Source organism: Rhodococcus sp. H36-A4 (assembly GCF_027158005.1).
Classification (GTDB): Bacteria; Actinomycetota; Actinomycetes; order Mycobacteriales; family Mycobacteriaceae; genus Rhodococcoides.
Genome location: NZ_JAPVLQ010000003.1, coordinates 216,945 through 241,766, shown reverse-complemented (window position 1 = coordinate 241,766; position 24,822 = coordinate 216,945). Strand labels below are relative to the sequence as shown.

The following is a 24,822-nucleotide window of genomic DNA, read 5'->3' as shown; positions in this document are numbered from 1 at the left end:
TGTGCGCACCTGATCCGGGTCGCTACGACTGCTTCGCCCATCGTGTTCGGGCCCGAACACGATCGCGGCTGAGGCTCGACGCGACATCACATCGGATTGAGGGCATCGACTTCGGCCGGCAATAGGCCTGTGCCCTTCCTTGTGCGTACGTTCTCGATACGAGGAAGGCCAGACCCCTGAGCAAGATCATCATCGACCAAGAAGACGAGACCGGCGACACGATGTTGTCCGCCCAGCTCGACGACACGCACGTGCCCCCGACATTCGCCGAACTGGGCGTGCGCGAGGAGATCGTCCGATCCCTGAAGGACATCGGGATCGAGCGGACCTTCGCAATCCAAGAACTGACACTCCCCCTGGCTCTCGCCGGGGACGACCTCATCGGTCAGGCGCGCACCGGAATGGGCAAGACCTTCGGGTTCGGCGTTCCTCTGTTGCAGCGCATCTCCACATCGGACTCCGGCACCACGGCCCTCGACGGCACCCCCCGGGCGCTCATCATCGTGCCTACCCGCGAACTATGCGTGCAGGTCACCTCCGATCTCCAGAATGCTGCCAAACATCTCCGCTCGACGACTGGGCCTGTGAAGGTGCTCTCGATCTACGGCGGGCGCCCCTATGAGGCCCAGATCAATGCCCTGCAGAACGGCGTCGACGTCGTCGTCGGAACACCCGGGCGCCTGCTGGACCTTGCTAAGCAGGGTCACCTGATTCTGGGCAAGATCGGCGTCCTGGTGCTCGACGAGGCCGACGAGATGCTCGATCTCGGATTCCTGCCGGACATCGAGCGCATTCTCGGAATGGTTCCGGACAAAAGGCAGACGATGTTGTTCTCGGCGACGATGCCAGGACCGATCATCACCCTTGCCCGTACGTTCCTCACCCAGCCGACGCATATCCGCGCCGAAGAGGCCGAGTCGTCGGCAGTGCACGATCGCACTGCCCAGCACGTCTACCGAGCCCACGCACTCGACAAGGTCGAGATGGTGACCAAGGTGCTCCAAGCAAACGGCCGCGGCGCAACCATGATCTTCACCCGCACCAAACGCACTGCCCAGAAAGTTGCTGACGAGCTCGCAGAACGTGGGTTCGCCGTCGGCTCGGTGCACGGTGACCTCGGGCAGGTCCAACGTGAAAAAGCACTGAAGAAGTTCCGCACCGGTGGAATCGACGTTCTCGTAGCCACCGATGTGGCCGCCCGAGGCATCGATATCGACGACGTCACGCACGTCATCAACTATCAGTGCCCGGAGGACGAGAAGACATACGTTCACCGCATCGGCCGTACGGGCCGCGCAGGCCGTACCGGCATCGCCGTGACGTTGGTCGATTGGGACGACATCCCCCGGTGGCAGCTCATCGACAAAGCTCTCGACCTCGGGACACCCGACCCCGTCGAGACCTACTCGAGCAGCCCGCACCTGTTCGAAGAACTCGACATCCCTGCCGGTGTCGGCAGCACAGTCCACAAGACCTCCGAAGCCAAGTCTCCCAAGGACTCGAACGGTAGCGCATCGACCGATGAGACCTCGGAAGAAAAGGGACCGGACAAGACCGATTCCGATGCGGAGCCGCGTGAGTCCAAGCCTCGCCGTTCCCGCTCTCGCTCGCGCACCAGAGCAGGCAAGCCCGCCACCGGAGAGGCGGATTCCGTCGCTGACACCACCGGGCCGGTAGCCACCGAATCCACCGGTGACACAGGGACGGAGACGACGGCTCCCCCACGTAGACGACGGCGTCGCCGCTCCTCCGCGTCTGCCTCGTCCGGTGCGGCCGCGTCGGAGTAGTCTCCCAAGCTGTGCTTGCACCCGAACGTCGGCGCCGATCGGATATCGCTGTTGCCGCAGCGATCGCAGTCGTGACCGTGCTCGTTCTCGGAGTTGTGTGGCTCCGAAGCGACGCGCACGGCACGACATCTGCCCCTGCGGAATCCCCTTTGCCTCGAGCGAATGTGGCAACGTCGATTCCGGACGCACTGACCGAAGCTTGGCGTGCATCGAGTCCGGTCACGTCGGCACCCGTCACCACTGGCAGCGCCGTCGTCACGGGCGACGGTGGTACGGTCTCCGGTCGAGACCCGCTCGACGGTTCGATTGCATGGAGTTACGTCCGAGATCGGAATCTCTGTGCCGTTACGGATGCATGGAATACGATCGTCGCGGTCTATCAGGACGCCAGGGGTTGCTCTCAGGTAACCGCACTCGACAGCTCCAGTGGTACGCGAAAAGCGCAACGCAGCAGCGACGCTGATGCAAATGTCACGCTGAGCGAGGACGGAACCTACGTCACCTCGCGGGGTGACACTCGAATGGAGCTATGGCGCTCGGACCTAGTCCGAACACTCGAATACGGCCGCGTCGACGCCCCGGTCAATCCGAGTAGTCAACCCAGATCGGGTTGTACTCTATTGTCCTCCGCTTCCAACAGCTCTCGCGTCGCAGTTCTCGAGCAGTGCCCAGGCGAGTCCGGAGCCCGACTGACGACGATGAATCCAGCTCCGAAGGATGCCCAGCAGCCGGAGGAATACGGTTCTTCCGTCGTGGCGGCCTTGATCGGACCCGACGGCCCCGTCACAGGTGCATCGATTCTGGTTGCTTCGGGTGACCGTGTGGCAGTGTCCATTCCAGCGCATTCATCACAACGACCGAGGGTCGCCGTCTTCGATGGCAACGCACAGCCCTTGTCCGAGTTCGATCTTCCTGCAGCAATTGTCGACGAAAACCGGCCCCCCACAGCCGAAGCGGTAGTCAAAGCAGCATCGGTCTTCAGCTGGTGGACTGGAAGTGGAACCGTAGCACTGGGATTGACCGATCTGGCCCCGATGTGGTCGATCCCCGGCGCACTCGGACCCGGTACGGTCATGGCCGGCCGCCTACTGGTGCCGGTACCAGACGGAACAGCAGTGATCGACCCCACTGAAGGCACCGTAGAACGGACCTTGGAAGTGGACCGAGCCGGTTACACCGGGCCGGTGGGTATGTCGGTGATCGGCGATGTAGTCATCGAGCAGCGCGGTGACGACCTCGTTGCACTATCGGCACGCTGAAGCGGCGCTACCGAAACCGATCAGTCCGGTGTGTTCGGAGAATAAGTGGCTAATGCGGTCCCGTGCTGCCAATGTGCGAGAAGATTCGCTGCGAGTTCGCGATATGCCTGCGCGCCCTTATTTTTTCGGCCCGAAAGCACTGTCGAACCCGAAGCCGTCGCCTCCGCGAAGCGGACAGTTCGAGGGATCGGTGGCGACAGAACCGGCAGATCGTATCGATCGGATACGTCGCCTAGTACATCCCTGCTGTGGGTGGTCCGCGCATCGAACAGAGTCGGCAGTGCACCGAGCAGAGTCAGATCGGGATTGGTGATCTGTTGAATTTCCGAGACGGTCCGAAGTAACTGTCCGACACCACGATGCGCGAGAGTTTCACATTGCAATGGAACGAGCACCGATTGGGCGGCGGTGAGGCCGTTGAGGGTCAACACTCCCAGTGACGGAGGGCAGTCGATGATGACGACGTCGAAATTGTCGATCACCGGCGCCAGCGCTCGCTTGAGGGCATATTCTCGTCCGGGACGCATGAGGAGCAACGCTTCGGCACCGGCGAGATCGATCGTGGCGGGGAGCAGCACGATGCCCTCGTCGGTTTCGATCAGCACGTCGGAGACATTCTTGTCGCCGGTCAGGACTTCGTGCACCGATGAATCGAGCTTGTCAGGGTTGTGACCCAACGAAAACGTCAGGCACCCCTGCGGATCGAGGTCGACCACGAGAACACGCTGGTCGAGCGCGTGAAGTGCGGCCGCCAGCGACGCAACCGTCGTCGTTTTCGCGACTCCACCCTTCTGATTGGCCACTGCCAGTACTGTCGTCACATCTCCGATCCTTGCGCACAAAAGACGCCAGAGCCAGGCGAATGCGAATGTGGGCGCGTCGAAACCGAATCCGATGCGTCCACATCGCGGGAGTCAACCGTCCTCGAAACGATCTCAATGCAGCATTACAGGGGTCTCGGTATCCACAACCGCGCGCCTCTATCTTGATGCGCGGAAGGAAGTATGCCGGTACGAAGGTCAGCAAGATGAGAACTAGCGCCACCGTGAACGTCGTACCGACGGCGCTCGCGGAGATGCCGAGCACATCCGCCGGCGACGTGGCTTGTGCAACGTTCTTGATCTGATTGGTCAGTACCACGGACATCACGGCCGTGCCGATGGACCCCGCTGTCTGCTGCACGATGTTCATCAATGTCGATCCACGCGCGACCTCGTGATGGGTGAGCGTCTGCAGCGCGGCAGTCATGATCGGACATCTTCGTGGATCAGAGTCCCATGCCCATCACGAACAGTGCGCCCAACAGAAGGACATACGAGGTGTCCGGGCCGACCTGGGTGAACACTGCCATGGCTGCAGAGATGAACCCCATTCCGAGGAGCACGACCTTCCCGGATCCTATCCGGTCTGCAATTGTCCGCGCGGCGAGCGCTGGGATGTACTTGCACCGGGCCGCATCGCACAGCGACACGCGAAAGCATCGTCGAATCTTGGTGAGAGGTTCTGGCAGATACGTCCGACACGGTCGAAGAGTGCAGCGCGTGCCGACGAACACGACCTGACCAGCATTCCCTGTCGCAGCGCTGTCCTCAATCGTTTTCGTCGGCCGATCCACCGCGTGGACTGTGAAACCCGACACGGCATCATTGCGGGTATGACGATCTCCAACTCGGGCGACACCGGCCGTGTCGTGCTCCTTCGGCATGGCGAAACCGAATGGGCAACCACTGGCCGCCACACCGGAACCACGGACGTCCCACTGACCGCAGTCGGCGAGCAGCAGGCCGTTGCAGTAGGCGAACTCATCGTAGAACTCGAGCTGCGCGACCCGTTGGTCCTGTCGAGCCCACGCACGCGGGCTCAGCGGACCGCACAGCTCGCCGGCCTGACTGTCGACCGCGAGTGGGACGCGCTCTCCGAAGTCGACTACGGAGACTACGAGGGCCTGACCTCTCCCGAAATACACGCAACGGTGCCGCACTGGACCGTGTGGACGCACCCGTGCCCGCACGGTGAGTCGATCGACGATTTCGGATCCCGTGCCGATCTCGTGCTCTCCGTCGTGCTGCCGGTCTTGGTCGATCGCGACGTCGTCCTCGTCGGACATGGCCATTTTTCGCGGGCTTTGCTCACTCGATGGTTGGAACTGCCTGTCGCCGAGGGGAAACGCTTCGCGATGGCTCCTGCGGCATACTCGGTGCTGGGCTTCGATCACTCGTACCGACAGCTTGTCGTCCACAACATCAACCCGTCGGTGCGAACCGGGAAAAAGAGGTAGTGAGCAGTATGATCCGACGGGCGAAAGAGGACGATGTCGACGCCATCACCGGGCTCGTGTACGAACTGGCCGAATACGAGAAATCGCTCGAACAATGCCGTGTGAAACCCGAGCAGATCGCTGCCGCTCTGTTCGGCCCCGCACCTTCGGTCTTCGCGCACGTCGCCGAGAACGACGGCGAGATCGTGGGCGTAGCTCTGTGGTTCTTGAACTTCTCCACCTGGGATGGCGTCAACGGCATCTACCTCGAAGACCTCTACGTCAAACCGGCATTTCGCGGAGCGGGCCATGGCAGAGCACTACTCGCCGCACTGGCTACAGAGTGCATCGACAAGGAGTACACCCGGTTGAGCTGGTGGGTGCTCGATTGGAACACCCCGTCGATCGGCTTCTATCGCTCACTCGGCGCAATAGCTCAGGACGAGTGGACGACGTTCCGGATGACCGGTGATGCACTGGCGGCCCTGGCGAACACGTCCAACTCCACCGAGTAGTCGTCCGGCCTACCGAACAACCATCTGCGTGTCGCCGTCGTTATCTAACTTTCTTCGTCGACGTCCCCGTACTCGGCGGCCATCCATCTCGACGATGGTGGACTGAAGAGCAGCACCAAGATCGCTACCACGACAAGACCGAGTAACGCGCCGTACAGCGGCTGGTGTGAGTCGGTGAGCAGTGACCAGACAACAGGTAATAGTAGGAACTGCACGACAAGTGCGATGGCCCGCGCCCAACGCTTACCCGCCACCAGTGCCGCACCCGCAGCGCCTACAGCCACTCCGACCACTGCGAACCATCCGGCTGTTCCGTAGCCGTTCGCGGCGGAATTCTCGACGCCGCCGACAGCGCGGACAAGTAGAACGACGGCAACGACCAACGCCACGAGCCCTTGAAGGGCGACGAGCACCCCGGCGGACCGGAATGTCGAAGGCGGCACCAGGGGCTGCGAAGGCGTTGACACCCGGCCAGCCTAGAACACCGCCGTCGGACCGCTAGGCTGATGCCCCGTGCGCGCGCTTCTGATCGTCAACCCCAATGCGACATCGACCACTCCTGCTGCCCGTGATTTGTTGGCGCATGCGCTGTCGAGCCGAGTTCGCGTCACGGTCGCCCACACCACGCACCGAGATCACGCCGCCGAACTGGCACGCGAAGCTCGGGAGGACGGTATGGGCCTGGTCATCGTCCACGGTGGTGACGGCACGGTGAACGAGGTCATCAATGGGCTTCTCGGTGTTCCACTTCCGACGTCGATGCGATCAGTAGCCATCGGGGCCATCCCGGCTTTGGCCGTGGTGCCTGGAGGCAGTGCGAATGTCTTCGCCCGCTCCCTGGGAATCGAACCCGACCCAGTGGCTGCCACGAATCAGCTCATCGAGCTTCTTGCGTCGCGGTCGAGACGGACGATCGGTCTCGCCCACTGCGACAACCGGTGGTTCACATTCAATGCCGGCCTCGGACTCGATGCCGACGTGTGTCGCGCGATCGACGCGAGCCGCAAGGACGGACGCCCCGTTTCTGCCACTCGCTACGTTCGGTCGGCCGTCCGCGAGTTTTTTCGGCACAAGCGTCACGAGCCGATGTTGACCGTCGAGGTGCCGGACCGCGACCCGATCACCGGCGTGCATTACGCGTTCGTCTCCAACTCGAGTCCGTGGACCTACCTCAATGCCAGGCCGGTTCACACCAATCCCGGGACGACCTTCGATACCGGACTCGGCTTGTTCGCCATGCGGACGACCAAGGTGGTACCCAGCCTTCTGGTATCGCGACAACTTTTGTCCACGGGCGCAGAACCCAAGTCTCGTAAGCTTTTTCGCATCGACGACGTACCTCGAATCAAGATAACTTCGACCGAACCGATCGGTCTGCAGATGGACGGCGACTATCTCGGGGAGCGCACCGAAGCCGAATTCTTCGCCACTCCGTCTGCGCTGGAAGTCATAGCCCCGCCGCCCCGATGACCCCTGAGCCGAGGGGCGGCGCAGGCAGCTCGACTCTCGTCCGGCCAGACTCGTCCAGCCTGTTTTCAGCCGCGTCTACCACGGCAACGACAACGGAGGATAGCGAGAATTCGCTGTAAGGGGTACAAAGGAGCACAGCAGGCTTGAAGCAGCCTAACAGAGTGAGCTTGACCACGGTCACGCGGCAATCTATTGACTTCCCCTGAGTTCGTGAAAGCATTCACAAGCAACAGAGCGGAAACATTGGTTACGCACTCGCGAACATCAATGAAACGAAAAACGGTGCTTCGGCGCCCGGTAAGGAGCAGAGGATGGACTGGCGCCACAACGCTATTTGTCGCGACGAAGACCCGGAACTATTTTTCCCCGTGGGAAACAGTGGCCCGGCACTCGCACAAATCGCCGATGCCAAAGTCGTCTGCACGCGATGCCCTGTCACGGCTGATTGCCTTTCATGGGCACTCGAGTCCGGCCAGGATGCGGGCGTGTGGGGCGGTATGAGCGAAGACGAGCGTCGCGCACTCAAGCGTCGTAATGCTCGCACGCGAGCACGTAGCTCCGTCTGACGCTCCCAGGAACAAGAGCAGGCAAAAACTCGGTCCTTATCGGACCGAGTTTTTTTCTGCGCGAACACGCTCGGATCAGATCCGCGGACCGCGTCTGCCCAATGGCACGCGAAGCGAGGCGTCGGTTCCGCCGCCTGTCGCGCGATGCAGCCCCAGCGACCCACCCAGCTCCGCCGAGACGAGCGTCCGCACGATTTGCAGCCCGAGTCCCTCGGACTTCTCCAGGGCGAAGCCAGGAGGCAGGCCCGGACCGTCGTCGTGGACAACGACGTCGAGCCACCGTGCCGACCGATCGGCCGTGATGCGGACCACGCCGTCGGTGCTTGCCACGAAGCCGTGCTCCATTGCGTTCTGGACCAACTCTGCGAGCACCATGACCAGCGGCGTTGCACGTTCGGCGGAAAAGACCCCCAGCGCGCCCTCCCGCACCACGCGAACGCGCGGATTGACTGTCGCGATGTCCAACATGATGGGCACCAACCGGTCGACTATTTCGTCGAGGTCGACTTCCTCGTCCACCGACATAGAGAGCATTTCATGAACAAGTGCGATCGAGGTCACCCTGCGCACCGATTCCGACAGCGCAGTGCGCGCCTCTTCGTTCTCCAGTCGTCTCGACTGCAGCCGTAACAGCGCAGCGACGGTTTGCAAGTTGTTCTTCACCCGATGGTGAATCTCGCGGATGGTCGCATCTTTGCTCAGCAGAGCACGATCGCGTCTTTTGACTTCAGTGACGTCGCGGACCAGCACTATTGCCCCGACAGATTCACCGCGAGGTCGGAGCGGAAGGGTTCGAATCAGTACGGTCGCGCCGCGCGCGTCGACTTCCATGCGATGACCTGCATCTCCAGAAGTGGAGGCTGCAATGTGGTCGGCAACTTCCTGGGAATCGAACGGGTCGGTGATCAAGGACCGCGTCACCGAGGCAAGATCCCGGCTCGAAAGCTCGGTCGCCAATCCCATCCGGTGATACGCCGACAGCGCGTTGGGGCTGGCATAGACAACCCGACCATCGGTGTCGAGCCGAATGAAACCGTCGCCTGCACGCGGGGACGAGTTCACGTCGGTGCGTTCGGCCGGCGTCGGAAACGTTCCTTCACTGATCATCCGGCAAAGGTCATCGGCACAGTCTCGGTACGCGCTCTCCAGCGCGCTGGGAGGCCGCTGCTGGGCGGGATTGATATCGCGAGTGAGGACGGCGATGACGTGATCACCACACCTCACCGGCACGCTTTCGGTGCCGGAAGCACCGCCGCGGACGATGTCACGAGTGATCAACGAGTCGATCACGGTCGGGTGTTGCGACTCCGAGACTATCGACCCCACCATGTCCTCGGTGAAGGCCGTGGAAGCCGTCGTCGGCCTGCACTGGGCAACACAGAGCACTTCGGCATCGGGGCGATCGGCCGCGCTTCCGGTGCCGACCCAGAGCAACAGATCAGCAAAGGACAGGTCGGCCAGAAGCTGCCATTCCCCGACCACTCGCTGCAAATGATCGACGGCATCTCCGGGAAGATCGGTGTGCTCGGCAAGAAGGTCACTGAGAGTCGACACGGTGTACGGCGATCGGGCTCAGGACACCACTGCGATGAGATCACCTTGTTTGATGACATCACCGACTTTCACGTCGATCGTGGTTACGGTGCCAGCGATTTCGGCCAACACCGGAATCTCCATCTTCATCGATTCGAGAACGACGAGAGTGTCGCCGTGAGCGACCGTGTCCCCCTCTGCGACAACGATCTCGAAGACAGTCGACACCATCTCTGCCCGCACGTCTTCGGCCATGAATTTTCCTCTCGCTCGGTGATCCACACCACAAGCACCGCCAACTCATCGGGCACCCGTAGAAGGACAGCCAATCACACGTGAAAGACTGTAGTGAACATACGAGAGGAGCTACACATGGGTAAGCGTGGGCGTAAGAAGCGCAGTCGCAAGAACAACAAGGCAAATCACGGCAAGCGTCCGAACAGCTGACGTTCGGGCCGAGAACCGAGAAAAGGCCAGGAAGCTCGAAACGCTTCCTGGCCTTTTTACGTTTGTATCGACTCGACGTAGTCTTGAATTCCTCAGTCGGATTCGGCCTGGCGGATCAGGACCGTTCTCCGGATCTCGATGCTGAGGCGCTCGCGCAGACCACTCGGAGCTTGATCTCCCCCACACTTACGGCTGATCAAGTTCTTGACCTTCTCCTCGATACCGTAGGCCGCGAAGCACGACCCGCACTCGTCTATGTGCTTCTGTAGTCGCTTCCGACTGGCGTCGTCGCACTCGTCGTCGAGCATCAGCCATACATCAGCGATCACCGCCGAGCAGTCGAGATTGTCGAACTCGCTTTTCCCCGCATCGTCGGGAGTTGCCTCGGACGTCACTTCGACACCTCCTGCTCATACGCATCGACCGCGCCGTTGCGGTTGAATCCACGCTCGCGGGCCACACCGGCGAGCAGGCCCCTCAGTTGCTTACGACCACGATGCAGACGCGACATCACCGTTCCGATCGGCGTTCCCATGATCTCGGCGATCTCTTTGTAGGGAAAACCTTCCACGTCTGCGTAATACACAGCCATTCGGAAATCCTCGGGCAGAGACTGCAACGCGGCCTTGATGTCGTCGTCGGGAAGCGCGTCCAGTGCTTCCACCTCGGCAGAACGCAAACCGATGGACGAGTGTTCAGCAGTGGCAGCCAACTGCCAATCCGTGATCTCGTCGGTCGGGTATTGAGCCGGCTGGCGTTGCTTCTTGCGATAGGAGTTGATGTAGGTATTGGTCAGGATGCGATACAGCCACGCCTTGAGGTTCGTGCCCTCACGGAACGACCTGAACGCCGTGTACGCCTTGACATACGTTTCTTGAACCAGATCTTCCGCATCGGCAGGATTGCGGGTCATTCGCAGTGCTGCACCGTACAGCTGATCCAGCATCGGGAGCGCGTCACGTTCGAAACGCTCGGTCAGCTCGGTCGCCGATTCAGCTGTCGCCTGAGCTTTAGGCTCGACATCCTCCACGCTGATCCCTTCGGTAGCCATGTTCGACCAGGTTACCGCGGGCGAGGGCAGCCCCAAAACGTAGATCGCTTCCTTGCCGACAGATGTGCGCGAGGGGCGCTCTGTTGTCGAAACCGTCACAGCAGATCCCTTCCTTCCCAGCTAGAGATTCTTGCGTGTTCAACACCGGCGCGACGCCACGTGTTCCCTCGAACCCAGTTCCGATAGGACGACGTCGATAGGGTTGCGCGCATGCGCGCCGCCCCCACTCCTGCCGTCACCCTGCTGGCCGAGGCGAAGGTGCATCACCTACTGCACGATTACGAGCACGACCCGAGCTCCTCCTCGTACGGAACCGAAGCCGCAGACATTCTGACTGTGCGACTCGGCTTGGCGCCTGGTCAGATTTTGAAGACCCTCGTGGTCGAGCGCGCCGATCGCACGCTCGCGATTGCAGTACTCCCCGTCACCACGACGCTGTCCCTCAAGAGTGCGGCGGTTGCCCTCGGCACTCGTAAGGTCACCATGGCAGATCGGGCTCGGGCAGAGCGATCCACCGGGTACGTGCTCGGTGGGATATCACCGTTGGGGCAACGGCGGGCGTTGGCCACCATCGTCGACGACTCGGCACTCTCGTGGGACCGGGTGCTGTGCAGTGGAGGTAGGCGCGGACTGGAAATCGAGCTCGATCCCCGCGAACTGATTCGGCTCTGCAAGGCGGTCACGGCTCCCATCGCGACGGAGTGAACGTCGATGCGCAAAGATGAAGCCGTGAGCACCTGGACAGCGCCGTCGACCACAGAGCCCGTACATGCAACGGTGATCCTGCCCGGATCCAAGTCCATGACGAACCGAGCACTGATCATTTCCGCTCTTGCCACCGGACCGTCCACGGTGTCGGGAACATTGCGGAGCCGAGACACCGATCTGATGATCGGCGCTCTGCGTGACCTCGGAGTTCGGATCGACATCGATGAAGACGATCCGACCGAGCTACACATCATTCCCGGCCCACTCCACGGTTGTTCGATCGAGTGTGGTCTCGCCGGAACCGTCATGCGGTTCGTTCCACCGCTCGCCACGCTCGCCTACGGTGCAGTCTTCTTCGACGGCGACGAGCAAGCGCGTTCGCGGCCTCTGGATACCATTCTGGGAGCCTTACGGTCGGTGGGCGCGCAAGTCGACGGTAACTCCCTCCCGTTCAGCGTGACAGGCACTGGGCGCCTGAGTGGCGGCGTCGTCGACATCGACGCATCCGGGTCCTCACAGTTCGTGTCCGGGCTCATGCTGTCCGCCGCGGCATTCGACGATGGCATCACCATTCATCACGTAGGCAAGCCGGTGCCGTCGATGCCACACATCGAGATGACGGTGCACATGCTCAGGCAGGCCGGAGTACGAGTGGACACCCCCCACGACAGTGGCGACGCCGACACCTGGCGTGTTCACCCGGGTCCGGTTGCCCCGGTGCACTGGGTCATCGAACCGGACCTGTCCAACGCCACCCCGTTTCTGGCTGCAGCCGCGGTCACCGGCGGTGAAGTACGCGTACCGCAGTGGCCGGCCGCAACGACGCAGCCGGGCGATGCGATCCGTGAGATTCTTCGGTCCATGGGCGCCGAGGTCGAGCTCACCGACGGCACCCTCGTCGTGTCGGGACCGGAGGTGCTGCACGGAATCGATATCGACCTGCATGAGGTAGGCGAGCTCACCCCCACAGTGGCAGCACTGGCCGCGCTCGCCGATGGACCGTCGTGGCTTCGCGGGATCGCCCATCTGCGCGGCCACGAAACCGATCGGCTGAAAGCACTCGCAACGGAAATCGGCAGGCTCGGCGGAAGAGCCGTCGAAACCGCCGACGGTCTCGAGATCACGCCGGTCCCCCTCACCGCCGGACTCTGGCAGGCATACGCCGATCACCGAATGGCAACGGCGGGCGCAATACTCGGACTCCGCATACCCGGAGTGCAGGTAGACGACATCGGCACCACGGCGAAGACACTGCCCGGGTTCGAGACCCTGTGGTCCGACATGCTCGCCGGTTCACAGTCGCACCTCGAGACCGACGGGACCATGTCCTGACGCCGCGCCGGTACGACGAATCGGACGTACGCATACGTCCGGGAAAAAGCTCACGACCTCGGACCAAAACCCGGCCCGAACATGCCGATGCCGAATCGGCCATGGTCGTGGCGGTCGATCGAGGCAGGTGGGGATGCGTTCTGGGAGGCGACCCGAACCGGCCCGTCGTCACCATGCGTGCACGTGAACTGGGGCGAACTCCGATCGTCGTCGGAGACGACGTCGACATCGTCGGAGATCTGACCGGCAAGGTCGATACCCTCGCTCGTATCGTCCGCGTCGCCGAGCGTCGCACGGTGCTGCGCCGTACAGCCGATGACACCGATCCATTCGAACGCGTCGTGGTCGCCAACGCCGAGCAACTACTCATCGTCGCTGCTTTGGCCGATCCTCCACCGCGTACCGGCTTCGTCGAGCGCGCACTGGTTGCCGCCTACGTCGGCGGGCTGTCACCGATTCTGTGCCTGACCAAGAGCGACCTCGCGGATCCGACCGACTTCACCGCATCTTTCGCCGATTTGGACGTACCTGTGGTTCTCGCCGGCCAAAGCGAGGACCTTACCGAGCTGACGGCAACGCTGAGGGGCAAACTGACCGCACTGATCGGGCACTCGGGAGTAGGAAAGTCCACCCTCGTCAATCGACTCGTCCCCGACGCGCATCGCGCCGTCGGCGTCGTATCGGGCGTAGGCAAGGGACGTCACACGTCGACGCAGTCGGTTGCCTTGCCCTTGCCCAGCGGCGGATGGGTCGTCGACACCCCGGGAATCAGATCCTTCGGCCTCGCGCACATCTCACCGCACGACGTCGTGGCTGCCTTCTCCGACCTGGCCGACGCCATCGAGGAGTGCTCACGAGGGTGCACTCATCTCGGACCGCCCGCCGATCCCGAATGTGCGCTCGATGACTTGACCGGTGACGCTGCCCGTCGCGTTCGCGCCGTTCGCGGGCTGCTCGAGGCCGTACGCACGAACGACGCCTGGCAGTAGATCACCAGACGTCGTTCGTGGTATCGAACCGAGAAGTATTACGTCACTTTGCTTTTCGCCCGAACAGTCCGCGGGACTTCCTTGATTCGCGAATCGCCGTTGCAAGGCCACGACGCTTCCCGGTCTCGGGATCGATCGTCAGCAGACCCACAGGCTCATCGGCGAACTTACGCTCGGATGCTGTCTCCGGTGCATCGTCCGCGGTAGCCCGAAGATACTTGTTCGGAAGCGAGAGCTTGGCAATTGTTCGCCACGACAACAGGTACTGCTTGCCGATCGATCCGGTGGTGTACGGCAAATCGTATTTCTCGGCGAGCTGCACAACGCGAACCTTGATCTCCCGCAAGCGATTGCTGGGAAGATCCGGGAACAGATGGTGCTCGATCTGGTAGCAGAGGTTTCCGCTCATGAACTCCATGACGGGGCCCGCGTCGAAATTCGCACTGCCGAGCATCTGACGCAGGTACCACTGCCCCTGAGTCTCACCTTCCATGTCGGACTTGGTGAACTTCTCGGCGCCGTCGGGAAAGTGACCACAGAAAATGACGGTGTTCGTCCACACGTTGCGGATCATGTTCGCGAGGAGATTCGCCGTCATCGTCGACTTCCACGCGGGACCGGTCAGAGCCGGGTACACCACGTAGTCCTTGACGACCTGCCTGCCGACCTTTTCGAGAACCTCGCGACGCTTCTGGACGAATTCCTCGCGCGGGATACGTCCCTTGGCGACCTTCCCCAGTTCGAGGTGCTGCGCTGCGACGCCGTACTCGAAGAACAGCTGCAGCAGCAGGTTGAACACCGGGTTACCGAGATTGAACGGCTTCCAGCGCTGATCGCGAGTCACCCGCAGCAGACCGTACCCGACATCGTCGTCCATGCCGAGGATGTTGGTGTACTTGTGATGAATGTAGTTGTGGGTCTGCTTCCAATGCGCGGACGGTCCGGTGTTGTCCCACTCCCACGAGGTGGAGTGGATCTCCGGATCGTTCATCCAATCCCATTGCCCGTGCATTACATTGTGCCCGAGCTCCATGTTCTCGATAATCTTGGCGGCGCCGAGCAGTCCCGCGCCGAGCAACCAGGCGGGACGCTTACGGCTCGCGAACAGGGTTGCACGACCACCGATCTCGAGTGCACGCTGGAAACGAATCGTATTGCGGATATATCTCGCATCACGCTCGCCCCGCGAAGACTCGATGTCTCGACGGATCGCGTCGAGTTCGACTCCGAGCGCTTCCACGTCGGCGTCGGTCAGATGTGCGTATTCTTTGATTTCCGAAATCGCCATAGGATACGGCCCTCCTGGCAGTCGTCGAGGTGTACTTCGTACACGTTCTTGAAGCGACCGTACCGCAACTTACGGTTGCGTAGGTTACGCGCGCGTAGGTGTGAGTGAACTCACCCTCTACGCTCGGCGCATCGCCTTCGCCTGCCGCTTGGCTTCCTTTTTGGCGTTTCGAAGGGAGACCCGCGCTTCCGCGATAGCCGAACGAAGTCCTCGCCGCTCACCGGTCATCGGATCGATCCGGAGCGCGTGAACGGCAGGAACCTCGCCCGTGCGGAAACGTCGCTCAGAGCTCGTTTCAGGCGCATTGTCGGAGGTAGCCCGCAACCAGGAGTCCGGAAGTGAAAGCTTGTGAATAGTACGGAGCGCCAACAGGTATTGCTTACCCAGCGAGCCCGTGGTGTACGGCAGGTCGTACTTCTCACAGAGCGCATGCACGCGTTCGGAGATCTCCGCGTACCGGTTGCTCGGAAGGTCGGGAAACATGTGATGCTCGATCTGATAGCACAGGTTGCCCGACATGAATGCCATGACCTTGCCCGCCTCGAAGTTCGCACTTCCCAGCATCTGTCGCATGTACCACTCGGCGCGAGTCTCGTTCTCGAACTGACCGATGGTGAACTTCTCTGCACCATCGGGGAAATGTCCGCAAAAGATCACTACGTACGTCCACAGGTTGCGCACGAGATTCGCCGTCGCATTGGCCGTCAAAGTCGACTTCCACGCGGGACCGGTCAACGCGGGAAAGAGAACGAAATCCTTGCCTACCTGACGCGCGATCTTGCGACCGAACTGCCGATTGGACGCAGACTGCCAGAAGCGCTGGTGTGTCTCGCCGTCGAGGTCCTTCTTCGCATCCAGGTCATGCAGGGCGATGCCCCACTCGAAGGTCATGGCGAGGAGCACGTTGGCCAAGGGCTGGATCAGGTTGATCGGCTTCCATGGCTCGTCACGAGTCATACGGAGAATGCCGAAACCGATGTCGTCGTCCATTCCGACGATGTTCGTGTACGTGTGATGCGAGTAGTTGTGCGCTCGCTTCCACTGCTCCGACGGCCCAGTCTGATCCCACTCCCACGAGACGGAATGAATCTCCGGATCGTTCATCCAATCCCATTGCCCGTGCATCACATTGTGCCCGAGCTCCATGTTCTCGATGATCTTTGCCACACTGAGCATCGCTGTTCCGGCCAACCACGCGGGTCGATATTTGCTGCCCAACAGCACAATTCGAGCTCCGAGCTCCAAACTGCGTTGGACCCGGATGGTCCGCCGGATATAGGCGGCATCCTTGGCACCCCTACTGTCCTCGATATCACGTCGTACCGCGTCGAGTTCGCGTCCGAAGGCTTCCATATCGGCTTCGGTCAGGTGAGCAAACTCCTTGATGTCCGAAATGGCCATCGTGGTCCTCCAGGGGTCCTGGGCCTAGCACTGATGGCTTAGCCCGAATGTCTGTTAGGCGACAGCGCGCCTAGGCAAATAATAACCGAAGATACTGAGAGGTAGATATGCTCCCCCGCAGCGCACAGGTGTTTACAGGTCGAGAGTGCAGTCGCCGGCCGCGGCCGAGATGCACGTCTGAATTCGATCACCTTCACCGTGCTGTTTGCCTGAGCGGAGATCGATGACATGGCCTGCAGTCAACGGAACCACGCAGGTCTGACAAATCCCCATCCGGCATCCGAAAGGCATCTGGACACCGACATTTTCGCCTGCCTCGAGCAGACTCGTCGCGCCATCGACCTCGGTGGAACGGTCCGACTTGCCGAACGTCACCGTGCCGCCCTTACCGGAAGTGTCAGCGCGTGAAATCTCGAATCTCTCGAGGTGAAGCTTGTCTTCCAACCCCTCGTGTTTCCACACGCGCTCGATCTCTTCGAGGAGCGAAGCGGGACCACACGCCCATGTCGCACGGGTACGCCAATCCGGGTACAGCTCGTCGAGCGAGGCCAGTGCGAACTTGCCATCGGACCGTGTCAGCTGAATATGCGAATGAAATTGCGGATGCGCCTCGGCGAGTGCAGAGAGTTCGTCCGCAAACATGACTTCGTCCTCGGTGGGTGCCGAGTGAATGTGCACGGTGTCCGACAATTCTCCATGGCGGTCGAGCGCTCGCAGCATCGAGATCACCGGCGTTATGCCACTACCAGCGGTGATGAACAGGATCTTCTCCGGAGGCGGGGTGGGAAGCGCGAAATTCCCTTTCGGTGCAGCCAGTCGGACGATCGTCCCCTGTGGGACTCCACCGACCAGGTGGCTCGAGAGGAAACCCTCGGGCATCGCCTTCACGGTGATCGAAATGCGCTTTTCGTCCCAGTTCGGCGGTGACGTCAGCGAATACGACCGCCAATGCCACCTTCCTCCGAGGTGAAGACCGATGCCGATGTACTGGCCGGGCTTGTAATCGAAATTGAAACCCCACCCCGGTTGAATGACCAGCGTCACCGCGGTTGCAGTTTCCTGCTTCACCTCGACGACGCGTCCGCGCAACTCCCTCGCCGACCACAACGGATTGGCGAGGTGCAGGTAGTCGTCGGGAAGCAGAGGGGTCGTAATCCTGGTGAACGCTCCGCGCAGCATGTTCAGCTTGGGCCGCTTGGGCGCAGATACGTCCGCAGCAGGTGCTTCCAGCCACTTCTTGAGGTCCATCCGGTTGGTCATCCCCTCGCTCTAGGCAACGATACGTTGCTGTAAGTTACGCTACCGTAGGTTGACGAAACGCAAAAGCGACGTGGGTTACACCGCCGTCACAGCAACGCGAGCAAGAACGGCAATTCCTGCGTGGCGTACCACGCCAGAATGTGGTCCTCGGCATCGCCGAGGACGAACTCTGCGTCGGGATCACCGACGTCGGCCGCGTCGACTACTGCAACAGCTTTTGCCACTGCATCCTCCGCGCCCTCCAAATCGAGGTGAACCGACGCCACCTCGTCCATGCGCAACGGGTTCTTCAACCGAACGACCGCGTCGTCGAGATCGGGACGAAGCGTCGGATCCTCGACGTCCGCGGCAATGACCGCACGTCGATGCACCACTCCCCCGTCCACTACCCCCGCATCCGTCTCGTCTTCGATGCCTGCAGCGATGAGCCGCAACGACGCCCTGGCGGCCTCGTTCATGGCGACCTCGGCCAACTCCTCGTCGTCACCCGAGGAGTACGCCTCTCGTAGTGACGGCGTCACCGCGAACGCGGTCCTGCTCACCGGATGGAATTCACCTTCTTCCACCAGCGTCCTCAGCATCGCGACCGTCGCCGGTATGTACACCCTCACAGTTGAACTCCTTACACTCTCGACTCGTTGCTGGCATCGATCAGCTCTTCCAGAGACTCGAGTAGCAGTGCTGTCACTACGTCGACGTCGGGCATCGCGCCCCGGTCGGCGTTCAGCCCGAAGTACACGGAGCCGTCGTACGACGTAAGGCCGATACTGAGGGCCTGATTCTCGAAGAGCGGCGGCACCGGATACATCTCCAGCATGCGCGCGCCACCCACATACAGTGGAAACTGCGGCCCCGGCGCGTTGGTGATGATCAGGTTGAACAGTCGCTTCGATAGCCGACTACCCGCTCGCACGCCCATCGCATGCAAGCTGGCGGGCGCGAATCCGGAAATTCGCATGAGAGTTTGAGCCGTCACTCCGGGTGACTGTCGCGCATGAGCTTCGGTCGCATGAGAAATATGCGACAGCCGGACGACTGCGTTGGGCTCACCTACGGGCAGGTCTACGAGAAACGACGACACTTCGCTGCGCTGCACCTCGGCTTCGGGCTCACCGGTCAGCCTGGCGGCGTGCTCGAGGTGTCCTGCCGCTTCGATGGCGACGTACACCGACATCGGCACCAATGCCCGAACCGTCGAAGACTCGGTCACCGGTTCGCCGCGCGAGAGAAGCCAGTTGCGCAGGGCACCCGTCACCACGGCGAGCACGACATCGTTGATCGAACAACCGAATCGGGTGTGGATCTTTCGGTAGTCGGACAGTTCTGTCTTAGCCACCGCGAACCGACGATTCCGAGATATCGGAGTATTCAGCGGGCTGGAGGGCGCAACCTGCGCCGCCTTGCGCACGGCGGAAAACACTTTGCCTGTCGCGGCAACGGCCTCACTCGCCACGTCGGTGATGCCGCGGAACGCCCCTCGGACGACTTCGACGCCTTCACTGGGGCGAACGATCATCTCGGTGATGGCTTCGAGGACAAGCGTTGTGTCCTTGGGCTCGCGCGCCGGCATCCACAGTTCCTCGGCCATGACAGGGGGGCTTTTGCTCGCGTCGAGGATGACTTGACCGAGCTCGAGTGCCGTCTCTCCGTCCACGAGCGCAGAATGCGATTTGGTGAAGATGGCGAACCTGTTTTTGGACAACCCCTCCACGAGATACATCTCCCACAGTGGACGCGTTCGGTCGAGGGGTCGGGAAGTGAGCCGGGCAATCAAATCGTGGAGCTGATCATCGGAACCCGGTTTCGGTAGCGCAGACCGACGAATGTGGTAAGTGATGTCGAACTCCGGATCGTCGACCCATACCGGGCGCGCCAGCCCGAATGCGACCTCGCGAACCTTCTGCCGATAGCGGGGCACGAGAACCAGGCGCTCCTCGACAAGCTCGAGCAAACTTTTGTGACTGAAACCGCTGCGCGGTGTGCGGAAAATCGCCAACGATCCCAAATGCATGGGAGAGCTACTGGCCTCGAGAAAGTAGAAAGACGCGTCCTGCGTAGTCAGCCTTGTCGCCATCGCGAATCCTGATCCCCGTTTCCGTTCGCCGGTACCGGCTAGTTCTGCCCGACGCTCGAACCGACCCTGTCGATCGAACTTGGATGAAGCAAAACGCTACAGCCATTTCTACCTGCTGCATGAAAGACGACGATGGAACCGTACGGCCTCCGGTTCCGTCTCTCTCACTAGAGGATGCATACACCGCGACGTAAGGGATGCGAACAATGGACAACCCGCCCGTGTCGAACCGTCATACATTCCTATCGCAAGCCCGCCCTTTCGAGCCTCCGACTGCGTCTGGAAGTGCCGCCGCGAGCGCCAGGAATCGTCTCGATCGCCATCTTGCACACGTACACGCCGGAAGCCAGTCGGACCGTCGACGCCGCCCCTTTCAGCGAAGTCTTGGAAACCACGCTCACGGGAGCACTACTGGATCGAATGTTGTGAACCCAGCCGAGCGTCAGACTTCCGAAGACGCACAGCGGGGTGCAGAGCACGCGTTGCGACTGATCCTGGAGGTTCTCGACAGGCGCCGAACACCCGCCAGGCTGGGCGCCCTGTTCACCCCCACTGTTGTCGAATCACTCAAGACCCTTGTGAACTCGCAGCCACCCGGCCGGAGTCTCGGCGCCGCGTCACTCCGACGGGTACATGTGAGTCGATGCGCAAAGCACTCCGCGGAGGTGTTCGGCACCTATGCTCGCGGACCGCGCATCTTTGCGGTAGCCGCCCGCCTCGAATATCGAAAGACTGCACGACACTCGGGCTGGACGGTCACCTCGGTCAGGATCCGTTGAGGTTCACCCGAACGACTGCAGGTTCTCAACGCTTCTTCTTGGACCTACCGGACTTGTTGGAGGTTTTCGACTGCTCGCGAGCTGCCTCTCGTCGCTCCCTGCGCGTCCCTTCAGGGGTGACCGGTGTTCCTGCAGTCGCTGATCCCCCTTGACCGGATCCGCCCGAACGCCGTACCTCGGTACCGCCGTCTTCGTCCGGACCGGAGAACGTCAACCTCCCACTGGGGCGTTCGTCGAGGCCCTTAGCACGAAGGGCGCTCGGTGCCGCACCCTGCGCAGGCTGTGCGAGGTTGTCCTGTGCCGGCAGCGGATTCTGAATCGGTGCCTTCTGGGCAGCTGTCGACTTCTGCATCGAGGCGCCGGCCGTACCGATCGGAGATGCCAGACCGGGCGCGACCGCCAGGCCTGCCCCCACCGCAGGACCTGCGGGCGCTGGGGTCGCCTCGACCTGCAGGTTGAACAAGAACCCGACGGATTCCTCTTTCAACCCCTCCAACATTCCCTGGAACATGTCGTACCCCTCGCGCTGGTACTCCACCAGCGGATCCCGCTGCGCCATCGCGCGCAGGCCGATGCCCTCCTTGAGGTAATCCATCTCGTAGAGGTGCTCACGCCACTTTCGATCGAGCACCGAGAGCAGCACGCGACGCTCCAGCTCACGCATTCCGTTCTCGCCCGCGATCTCTTCGATGTTCTTCTCACGCGTCGCGTACGCGGCTCGAGCGTCGGCAAGCAACGCCTCCAAGAGCTCCTCGCGGCTCAGATCACCCTTTTCGCCGAACTCGTTCTCCTGCGAGAGCTCCTTGTAATCCAGACCAACCGGATACAAGGTCTTCAATGCCGTCCACAACTGCTCGAGATCCCAATCCTCGACGTACCCGTCAGCAGTGGCCCCGGTGACGTAGGCGGTGATCACATCGGTGATCATCCCCTCGACCTGGCCTTCCATGTCTGCACCCTCGAGGATGCGGCGCCGCTCCTCGTAGATGACGGTGCGCTGCTGGTTCATGACCTCGTCGTACTTCAGGACGTTCTTACGGATCTCGAAGTTCTGCTGCTCGACCTGGGTCTGCGCACTCTTGATGGCCTTCGAGACCATTTTGGCCTCGATCGGCACGTCATCGGGCAGGTTGAGACGAGTCATGATCGATTCGAGTGCGCCACCGTTGAATCGACGCATCAACTCGTCACCGAGTGACAGATAGAAGCGCGACTCCCCCGGGTCACCCTGACGACCAGAGCGGCCACGAAGCTGGTTGTCGATCCGTCGCGAGTCGTGCCGCTCGGTACCGAGGACGTACAGCCCGCCTGCATCACGCACGGTCGCTGCGTCGGCTTTCACCTGGGCCTTCACCGTCTCCAGCGAAAGCTCCCACGCATCTTGATAGGCGTCGGGTGTCTCCACCGGGTCCAGACCCTGCTTACGCAGTTGCAGATCGGTGATGATGTCGGGGTTGCCACCCAGCACGACGTCGGTGCCACGTCCTGCCATGTTGGTTGCCACAGTGACGGCACCGAGCATGCCGGCCTCGGCCACGATGGTGGCTTCCTGCTCGTGGAACTTCGCGTTGAGCACGCTGTGCACTACGCCTTGCTTGGTGAACTGCTTGGACAAGTACTCCGAGCGCTCGACACTCGTCGTTCCGATAAGAACCGGCTGCCCCTTGTTGTGCCGTGCGACGACGTCGGCGACCACCGCATCGAACTTCGCCTCTTCGGTCTTGTAGATGAGGTCGCCATTGTCGACGCGAACCATCGGGCGGTTGGTCGGAATCGGAATGACGCCCAACCCGTAGATCTGATGAAGCTCGGCCGCTTCGGTCTGGGCAGTACCGGTCATGCCGGACAAGGTGTCGTACAGCCGGAAATAGTTCTGCAGCGTGATCGTGGCGAGAGTCTGATTCTCGGCCTTGATCTCGACCTTCTCCTTGGCCTCGATGGCCTGGTGCATACCCTCGTTGTATCGACGCCCCACGAGGATGCGGCCGGTGAACTCATCGACGATGATGACCTCGCCGTCGCGGACGATGTAGTCCTTGTCCTTGGCGTAGAGCTCTTTCGCCTTGATCGCGTTGTTGAGGTAGTTCACCAGCGGAGAATTGGCGGCCTCGTACAGATTGTCGATGCCGAGCTGGTCCTCGACGAATTCGACGCCCGCCTCGTGGACACCGATGGTGCGCTTACGGATGTCGACCTCGTAGTGCACGTCGATCTTCATCATCGGCACGATTCGGGCAAATTCCCCGTACCACTTCGACGACGCGTCGGCCGGACCCGAGATGATCAGCGGCGTGCGCGCCTCGTCGATGAGGATCGAATCGACCTCGTCGACGACAGCGAAGTTGTGACCCCGCTGCACCAGATCGTCGAGGGAGTGCGTCATGTTGTCGCGGAGGTAGTCGAATCCGAATTCGTTGTTCGTTCCGTAGGTGATGTCGGCCGAATAGGCCGCACGTCGCTCGGTAGGCGTCATTCCCGAGAGAATGACGTCGACCTCGAGGCCGAGGAAGCGGTGGACTCGGCCCATCCACTCCGAATCTCGCCTGGCCAGGTAGTCGTTGACGGTCACCACGTGCACCCCGTTGCCGGAGATCGCGTTGAGATATGCAGGCAGAACGCAGGTCAGGGTTTTGCCCTCGCCTGTCTTCATCTCGGCGATGTTCCCGAAATGCAGAGCTGCTCCGCCCATCACCTGGACGTCGAAGTGTCGCTGCGACAGCACTCTCGACGATGCTTCTCTGGCGACGGCGAAAGCCTCAGGCAGCAGCTCGTCCAGAGTTTCACCGGACGCGAATCGATTCTTGAACTCTGCGGTCTTGCCATGCAGTTCGGCGTCGGACAGCCGCTCGACGTCCGGAGACAGGGTGGACACATGGTCTGCGATGTTCTTGAGCCGCTTGACCATGCGACCTTCACCAACACGGAGCAGCTTGGAAAACGACAGCGAAGGCACGGGCTTTCTCGTCCTCGATCCTCGGTTACGGATATCGGCTTACAAGATATCGACTGGTCATCTACGTCGTAGCGGGGCGTTACGGCAGCGGCGGTTGCGCTGCACTCACATGAAAGTCTCATGTCAGCAGCGGACCGACGCGTCCATGGTAGGCGCTGATGCTGAGTGCTTTGTAGGCCCACCACACGTTGGTGGACCCGACCTGGGGTCGAACCCCTGGTCGGGCCCACTGACGCGGCTCGAAACGTACGTCGGACCTATGTCTTCGGCCAGATCAGGTGAGTCTGATCAGGCCGTAGTCGAATGCGTGCCGCCGATACACGACGGACGGTCGGTCGGAGGAGCTGTCATGGAAGAGGTAGAAGTCGTGACCGACCAATTCCATCTCGTAGAGTGCGTCGTCCACGCTCATCGGTGCAGCGGAGTGGACTTTGGTTCGGACGATCTGTCCGGGTCCTGTCGCCTCGTCCTCGAACGAATCCAGCTTGATGTCCGGATTCAGCGCAAGACTGTCATCCTCCGCCAACTCTGCCGTTGCCTCGGCCACCGACACCGGAGTCTTGTCGCCGTAGTGGACCTTGCGGCGATCCTTGGTCCGACGAAGACGCGCTTCCAGTTTGGATGTGACGGACTCGAGTGCCGCATAGAAGCTGTCGGCAGTAGCTTCTGCTCGAACAACCGGGCCCTTGCCTTTTGCGGTGATTTCTACGCGCTGACATGCTTTGGCTTGTCGACGGTTGCGCTCGTGCTGCAGTTCGACGTCGAAGAGGTAGATGGAAGGGTCGAAGCGCTCGAGTCGGGCTAGTTTTTCGGAGACGTACACCCGGAAGTGGTCTGGGATCTCGACATTGCGGCCCTTGACCACAATGTCGGCATTGGTCTTGGTGGACTCGTCCGAAGGCTTCTCGTCGAAGAAAACAGAAGCTTGTGAAGGGGTCGTCACTCGTACCTCCCGATATAGGCTGCACCGCTTTACGCAGTGCGGCAAATGTTCATGCCGAATGGGGAACCAACCGGCATCACGTGCGGCTGCATCACCTCCACTACGAGACCTCGTAAAACATGTCGAGGTCGTGTCCGCGACGTTAGTCTGTCATCCGCTCGTGTGCCACTCTTCACTCGAAATTGGTGCGTCCGCGTGTCCGGAGTGCAC

The 24,822-nt window shown here is 61.4% G+C and carries 25 protein-coding genes; 11 read left to right on the top strand and 14 right to left on the bottom strand.

Translation table 11 applies throughout. The features are described 5' to 3' along the window. Positions 1 to 221: 221 nt before the first annotated feature. Together O1W68_RS10220 and O1W68_RS10215 are read left to right on the top strand one after the other, a co-directional pair. Entirely contained in the window at positions 222 to 1,787 is a 1,566-nt protein-coding gene (locus tag O1W68_RS10220) for a DEAD/DEAH box helicase (RefSeq protein WP_269303262.1), read from the top strand. A gap of 11 nt (positions 1,788 to 1,798) precedes the next feature. After that, positions 1,799 to 3,046, top strand: coding sequence for an Rv3212 family protein (locus O1W68_RS10215; RefSeq protein ID WP_269303261.1), 1,248 nt, complete (start codon positions 1,799 to 1,801; stop codon positions 3,044 to 3,046). A 20-nt stretch (positions 3,047 to 3,066) separates the two neighbouring features. On the opposite strand, the gene O1W68_RS10210 is transcribed toward O1W68_RS10215, so the two are convergent. Continuing rightward, positions 3,067 to 3,867 (bottom strand): ParA family protein, encoded by an 801-nt coding sequence (locus O1W68_RS10210; RefSeq protein ID WP_269303260.1) that lies wholly within the window; start codon positions 3,865 to 3,867, stop codon positions 3,067 to 3,069. A 446-nt stretch (positions 3,868 to 4,313) separates the two neighbouring features. Then, positions 4,314 to 4,517, bottom strand: coding sequence for a hypothetical protein (locus O1W68_RS21610; RefSeq protein ID WP_269303258.1), 204 nt, complete (start codon positions 4,515 to 4,517; stop codon positions 4,314 to 4,316). A gap of 183 nt (positions 4,518 to 4,700) precedes the next feature. Between O1W68_RS21610 and O1W68_RS10200 the strand changes: the two genes are divergently transcribed. Together O1W68_RS10200 and O1W68_RS10195 are read left to right on the top strand one after the other, a co-directional pair. Then, entirely contained in the window at positions 4,701 to 5,324 is a 624-nt protein-coding gene (locus O1W68_RS10200) for an acid phosphatase (RefSeq protein WP_269303256.1), read from the top strand. 8 nt (positions 5,325 to 5,332) lie between these two features. Then, complete coding sequence (locus tag O1W68_RS10195) at positions 5,333 to 5,818, top strand: GNAT family N-acetyltransferase (protein WP_269303725.1); 486 nt, start codon at positions 5,333 to 5,335, stop codon at positions 5,816 to 5,818. Positions 5,819 to 5,862: 44 nt separating this feature from the next. On the opposite strand, the gene O1W68_RS10190 is transcribed toward O1W68_RS10195, so the two are convergent. Beyond that, a complete protein-coding gene (locus O1W68_RS10190) occupies positions 5,863 to 6,285 on the bottom strand; it encodes a hypothetical protein (protein WP_269303254.1) in 423 nt (140 codons plus the stop codon). Positions 6,286 to 6,331: 46 nt separating this feature from the next. On the opposite strand from O1W68_RS10190, the gene O1W68_RS10185 reads away from it, so the two are divergent. Together O1W68_RS10185 and O1W68_RS10180 are read left to right on the top strand one after the other, a co-directional pair. Next, on the top strand, positions 6,332 to 7,288 hold the full coding sequence (locus O1W68_RS10185; RefSeq protein WP_269303252.1) for a diacylglycerol/lipid kinase family protein: 957 nt from the start codon (positions 6,332 to 6,334) through the stop codon (positions 7,286 to 7,288). Between the two features lie 311 nt (positions 7,289 to 7,599). Further along, positions 7,600 to 7,854, top strand: a complete 255-nt coding sequence (locus O1W68_RS10180) for a WhiB family transcriptional regulator (RefSeq protein ID WP_136169420.1) — start codon at positions 7,600 to 7,602, stop codon at positions 7,852 to 7,854. 75 nt (positions 7,855 to 7,929) lie between these two features. On the opposite strand, the gene O1W68_RS10175 is transcribed toward O1W68_RS10180, so the two are convergent. Next, positions 7,930 to 9,408 (bottom strand): sensor histidine kinase, encoded by a 1,479-nt coding sequence (locus tag O1W68_RS10175; protein WP_269303249.1) that lies wholly within the window; start codon positions 9,406 to 9,408, stop codon positions 7,930 to 7,932. A gap of 18 nt (positions 9,409 to 9,426) precedes the next feature. After that, positions 9,427 to 9,642: a biotin/lipoyl-binding carrier protein gene (locus tag O1W68_RS10170; RefSeq protein WP_269303248.1), complete on the bottom strand. Its 216-nt coding sequence runs from the start codon at positions 9,640 to 9,642 to the stop codon at positions 9,427 to 9,429. A 117-nt stretch (positions 9,643 to 9,759) separates the two neighbouring features. Between O1W68_RS10170 and O1W68_RS21605 the strand changes: the two genes are divergently transcribed. After that, positions 9,760 to 9,834: a 50S ribosomal protein bL37 gene (locus O1W68_RS21605; protein WP_099052202.1), complete on the top strand. Its 75-nt coding sequence runs from the start codon at positions 9,760 to 9,762 to the stop codon at positions 9,832 to 9,834. Between the two features lie 92 nt (positions 9,835 to 9,926). Here O1W68_RS21605 and rsrA read toward each other — a convergent pair whose 3' ends face one another. Continuing rightward, positions 9,927 to 10,229, bottom strand: coding sequence for a mycothiol system anti-sigma-R factor (gene rsrA / locus O1W68_RS10165; protein WP_269303246.1), 303 nt, complete (start codon positions 10,227 to 10,229; stop codon positions 9,927 to 9,929). Continuing rightward, entirely contained in the window at positions 10,226 to 10,885 is a 660-nt protein-coding gene (locus tag O1W68_RS10160; protein WP_269303724.1) for a sigma-70 family RNA polymerase sigma factor, read from the bottom strand. The genes rsrA and O1W68_RS10160 overlap by 4 nt, the downstream gene beginning before the upstream one ends. Positions 10,886 to 11,095: 210 nt before the next feature. On the opposite strand from O1W68_RS10160, the gene ybaK reads away from it, so the two are divergent. Genes ybaK through rsgA form a run of 3 tightly spaced genes read left to right on the top strand, consistent with a single transcriptional unit; the run spans position 11,096 to position 13,914 of the window. Further along, on the top strand, positions 11,096 to 11,590 hold the full coding sequence (gene ybaK, locus O1W68_RS10155) for a Cys-tRNA(Pro) deacylase (RefSeq protein WP_269303245.1): 495 nt from the start codon (positions 11,096 to 11,098) through the stop codon (positions 11,588 to 11,590). A 6-nt stretch (positions 11,591 to 11,596) separates the two neighbouring features. Next, positions 11,597 to 12,925: a 3-phosphoshikimate 1-carboxyvinyltransferase gene (gene aroA / locus O1W68_RS10150; RefSeq protein ID WP_269303244.1), complete on the top strand. Its 1,329-nt coding sequence runs from the start codon at positions 11,597 to 11,599 to the stop codon at positions 12,923 to 12,925. Next, a complete protein-coding gene (gene rsgA / locus O1W68_RS10145; RefSeq protein WP_176224898.1) occupies positions 12,922 to 13,914 on the top strand; it encodes a ribosome small subunit-dependent GTPase A in 993 nt (330 codons plus the stop codon). The genes aroA and rsgA overlap by 4 nt, the downstream gene beginning before the upstream one ends. Positions 13,915 to 13,957: 43 nt before the next feature. Here the strand turns inward: rsgA and O1W68_RS10140 are convergent, their stop codons facing one another. The 5 genes from O1W68_RS10140 to O1W68_RS10120 form a co-directional block, all read right to left on the bottom strand. Then, entirely contained in the window at positions 13,958 to 15,202 is a 1,245-nt protein-coding gene (locus tag O1W68_RS10140) for a fatty acid desaturase family protein (RefSeq protein ID WP_269303243.1), read from the bottom strand. 117 nt (positions 15,203 to 15,319) lie between these two features. Beyond that, positions 15,320 to 16,603, bottom strand: coding sequence for a fatty acid desaturase family protein (locus O1W68_RS10135; RefSeq protein WP_269303241.1), 1,284 nt, complete (start codon positions 16,601 to 16,603; stop codon positions 15,320 to 15,322). A gap of 132 nt (positions 16,604 to 16,735) precedes the next feature. Further along, positions 16,736 to 17,851, bottom strand: coding sequence for a ferredoxin reductase (locus tag O1W68_RS10130; RefSeq protein WP_269303721.1), 1,116 nt, complete (start codon positions 17,849 to 17,851; stop codon positions 16,736 to 16,738). A gap of 98 nt (positions 17,852 to 17,949) precedes the next feature. Continuing rightward, a complete protein-coding gene (locus O1W68_RS10125; RefSeq protein ID WP_269303239.1) occupies positions 17,950 to 18,474 on the bottom strand; it encodes a DUF6912 family protein in 525 nt (174 codons plus the stop codon). 11 nt (positions 18,475 to 18,485) lie between these two features. Further along, positions 18,486 to 19,937: a WS/DGAT/MGAT family O-acyltransferase gene (locus tag O1W68_RS10120; RefSeq protein WP_269303238.1), complete on the bottom strand. Its 1,452-nt coding sequence runs from the start codon at positions 19,935 to 19,937 to the stop codon at positions 18,486 to 18,488. 425 nt (positions 19,938 to 20,362) lie between these two features. Between O1W68_RS10120 and O1W68_RS10115 the strand changes: the two genes are divergently transcribed. Further along, complete coding sequence (locus tag O1W68_RS10115; RefSeq protein WP_269303236.1) at positions 20,363 to 20,716, top strand: Rv3235 family protein; 354 nt, start codon at positions 20,363 to 20,365, stop codon at positions 20,714 to 20,716. 25 nt (positions 20,717 to 20,741) lie between these two features. Here the strand turns inward: O1W68_RS10115 and secA are convergent, their stop codons facing one another. Together secA and hpf are read right to left on the bottom strand one after the other, a co-directional pair. Then, positions 20,742 to 23,669 (bottom strand): preprotein translocase subunit SecA, encoded by a 2,928-nt coding sequence (secA, locus tag O1W68_RS10110; protein WP_269303234.1) that lies wholly within the window; start codon positions 23,667 to 23,669, stop codon positions 20,742 to 20,744. A 274-nt stretch (positions 23,670 to 23,943) separates the two neighbouring features. After that, positions 23,944 to 24,612, bottom strand: coding sequence for a ribosome hibernation-promoting factor, HPF/YfiA family (gene hpf, locus O1W68_RS10105; protein WP_269303233.1), 669 nt, complete (start codon positions 24,610 to 24,612; stop codon positions 23,944 to 23,946). Positions 24,613 to 24,822: the final 210 nt, after the last annotated feature.

Bases quoted from the DNA above. Each gene is read 5' to 3' on its own strand.
- ybaK (WP_269303245.1), top strand. From the start codon at position 11,096: ATGCGCGCCGCCCCCACTCCTGCCGTCACCCTGCTGGCCGAGGCGAAG.
- O1W68_RS10220 (WP_269303262.1), top strand. From the start codon at position 222: ATGTTGTCCGCCCAGCTCGACGACACGCACGTGCCCCCGACATTCGCC.
- O1W68_RS10200 (WP_269303256.1), top strand. From the start codon at position 4,701: ATGACGATCTCCAACTCGGGCGACACCGGCCGTGTCGTGCTCCTTCGG.
- O1W68_RS10135 (WP_269303241.1), bottom strand. From the start codon at position 16,603: ATGGCCATTTCGGACATCAAGGAGTTTGCTCACCTGACCGAAGCCGAT.
- aroA (WP_269303244.1), top strand. From the start codon at position 11,597: ATGCGCAAAGATGAAGCCGTGAGCACCTGGACAGCGCCGTCGACCACA.
- O1W68_RS10180 (WP_136169420.1), top strand. From the start codon at position 7,600: ATGGACTGGCGCCACAACGCTATTTGTCGCGACGAAGACCCGGAACTA.
- O1W68_RS10195 (WP_269303725.1), top strand. From the start codon at position 5,333: ATGATCCGACGGGCGAAAGAGGACGATGTCGACGCCATCACCGGGCTC.
- O1W68_RS10140 (WP_269303243.1), bottom strand. From the start codon at position 15,202: ATGGCGATTTCGGAAATCAAAGAATACGCACATCTGACCGACGCCGAC.
- O1W68_RS10130 (WP_269303721.1), bottom strand. From the start codon at position 17,851: ATGGACCTCAAGAAGTGGCTGGAAGCACCTGCTGCGGACGTATCTGCG.
- O1W68_RS10160 (WP_269303724.1), bottom strand. From the start codon at position 10,885: ATGGCTACCGAAGGGATCAGCGTGGAGGATGTCGAGCCTAAAGCTCAG.
- O1W68_RS10120 (WP_269303238.1), bottom strand. From the start codon at position 19,937: ATGGCGACAAGGCTGACTACGCAGGACGCGTCTTTCTACTTTCTCGAG.
- O1W68_RS10170 (WP_269303248.1), bottom strand. From the start codon at position 9,642: ATGGCCGAAGACGTGCGGGCAGAGATGGTGTCGACTGTCTTCGAGATC.